Source organism: Ferroplasma sp. Type II, from assembly GCF_000496155.1.
Map to the genome: position 1 here is coordinate 3,299 of NZ_KI542747.1, position 2,233 is coordinate 5,531.

Genomic DNA, 2,233 nt, shown 5'->3' on the forward strand with positions numbered 1-2,233 from the left:
CACATTCATAGGATATAAAGAGAGGGGTTATTAGAAAATCTCATGAGTTAAATAGAGCAAATCTATAATAAAGATATGGTAGCACGGGTAATGACAGTTGCCTCAACTGATTCTGGAGGTGGAGCTGGCATCATGGCTGATTTAAAAACCTTTACTGCAATGAAGGTATTTGGCACTGCGGTTATAGTCTCATTGACTGCACAGAATAGTGTTACTGTCAAATCCATATATGAACTGCCCTTAAAATTTATTAATGAACAGTTCGATGCTATAATGGAAGATATTGGCACCGATGCTGCGAAAACGGGAATGCTTTATACAGAACCCATAATATCAAATATAACGGAGAAATTTAAACAATATGGAATTAAAAAAATAGTGGTAGACCCGGTAATGATTTCAAAAACAAATGTAAGACTGCTAAGGGAGGACGCTGTAGAAAGCATGAAGTCAAAACTGATGAAAATTGCCGATCTAATCACTCCAAATATACCGGAAAGTGAGGTAATTTCTTCCATGAAGATCAGAAATTTTGGCGATTCAAAAAAGGCAGCAAAAAAAATTCATGAATTTACTGGTTCTGCGGTTCTTATAAAGGGCGGGCATGCTGGGGGTGATTGTTCTATAGATATTCTATATGATGGGTCGGAGTATTATGAATATAAGTCCAGGCGCATTTTTACTAAAAATACACATGGAACAGGCGATACCCTTTCAGCTTCAATTGCGTCATATCTTGCATCTGGGAAAAAATTGCCTGAAGCAATAGAACTGGCCAAACGTTATGTGGAAGGTGCCATACAGAATTCTTTCCCCATGGGAAAAGGCTATGGTGCACTTTCACATTTCTGGGTGATAAAATGATAGGGAAAATATCAAGAAAGTTTTTTGAAGAGAACATAATAAATAAAATAGGTAGCCTGAGAAATGAGGTTGTGGTTCCACCAAGAAATGGTGTAGATGTTGGAATTGTAAGGATAGGGAACAAGTACATGGCTATTACAACAGATCCACTTTATATAGACCCTGCCTTTGGCTTTAAAAAAGCCGCCTGGTTCGCATTTCATATATTGGCATCGGATTTATATACTTCAGGAATAAGGGCCGATTATATGAGTATAGACCTTAACCTTCCAACACATATTACGGATGACCAATTTAATGAGATTTGGGATGTAATTCATAATGAATGCATTAAGTACAATATAGAAGTTGTCACTGGCCATACTGCAAGGTATGCTGGTACAGAATTCCCCATGGTCGGTGGAGTTACCCTGATGGGTATCGGCGATAGATACATTACGACTGAAAATGCACATATTGGAGATGCAATAATAATGACGAAAAGTTCTGCACTTGAAGCCTCCATAGTACTTGCATATACTTTCCCTGAATATGTGAGAAAAAATATAGGAGAACAATATTTTAAGAGTATTCTGGATAAGTTCTATACAATGACCTGCATCAGAGAGGAGCAGCTTGCAATAGATTACGGCATTTCCACAAAGATTACATCTATGCATGATGCAACAGAAGGAGGTCTGCTGAATTCAGTATATGAAATAGGAATAGCTTCAGGAAACGGAATTCTTATTGATTTTGATAAGATTACAGTAGATAGTGATATTGCAAAACTCTGTTCATTATTTAATATTGATCCACTAAGATCGATTAGCGAGGGTACTTTACTGATAACAGTAAAGCATGAATATGCTCAAGAATTTACCGAAATACTGGAAAAATCCGGGATAAAATCCAGCATTATTGGCGAAGTGACTGACAAATCGCTTGGGATAAAAATCAGAGAAGAAGGAAAGGAACGTGAAATCGAACCGCAGGACGATCAGTTGTGGAATGCTATTTCCGTTGGGATAGAAAAGGGATTGAAATGAGATTAAAGGGGCTATACCTGGTTACACCAGATTATTCTGGGGACTGGTTATTTAATGCTACTGAAAGAGCAGTTAAAAGCGGGGTTGACATTCTCCAGTACAGAGACAAAACATCCTCATTCAGGATAAAACTCAGTGTTGGAAAAAGGCTTGGCACTATTTGCAGGGAATATGAAATTCCGTTTATCATAGACGATGATCCCGTATTAATGGATATTCTGGATGCGGATGGCATTCATATAGGGAAAGACGATGTGCCATTCAATTATATAAAATCTAGATTTCCAGATAAAATCATAGGAGTTTCCACATACGGTAGTTAGAGGAGGCGAAAAAATAAA

The 2,233-nt window shown here is 37.5% G+C and carries 3 protein-coding genes; all 3 read left to right on the forward strand.

Features of this window, described 5'->3' with window-relative positions:
• Window positions 1-75: 75 nt before the first annotated feature.
• Genes thiD through AMDU4_RS09440 form a run of 3 tightly spaced genes read left to right on the forward strand, consistent with a single transcriptional unit; the run spans window position 76 to window position 2,215 of the window.
• Complete coding sequence (thiD, locus tag AMDU4_RS09430) at window positions 76-864, forward strand: bifunctional hydroxymethylpyrimidine kinase/phosphomethylpyrimidine kinase (protein WP_290704864.1); 789 nt, start codon at window positions 76-78, stop codon at window positions 862-864.
• Window positions 861-1,892, forward strand: a complete 1,032-nt coding sequence (locus tag AMDU4_RS09435; protein ID WP_021787751.1) for an AIR synthase family protein — start codon at window positions 861-863, stop codon at window positions 1,890-1,892. The genes thiD and AMDU4_RS09435 overlap by 4 nt, the downstream gene beginning before the upstream one ends.
• Window positions 1,889-2,215 (forward strand): thiamine phosphate synthase, encoded by a 327-nt coding sequence (locus AMDU4_RS09440; RefSeq protein ID WP_021787752.1) that lies wholly within the window; start codon window positions 1,889-1,891, stop codon window positions 2,213-2,215. The genes AMDU4_RS09435 and AMDU4_RS09440 overlap by 4 nt, the downstream gene beginning before the upstream one ends.
• The last annotated feature ends 18 nt before the right edge of the window (window positions 2,216-2,233 follow it).

What these genes read in the sequence shown, in the direction of transcription:
- AMDU4_RS09440 (WP_021787752.1), top strand. Translation starts at nt 1,889, where the DNA reads ATGAGATTAAAGGGGCTATACCTGGTTACACCAGATTATTCTGGGGAC.
- thiD (WP_290704864.1), top strand. Translation starts at nt 76, where the DNA reads ATGGTAGCACGGGTAATGACAGTTGCCTCAACTGATTCTGGAGGTGGA.
- AMDU4_RS09435 (WP_021787751.1), top strand. Translation starts at nt 861, where the DNA reads ATGATAGGGAAAATATCAAGAAAGTTTTTTGAAGAGAACATAATAAAT.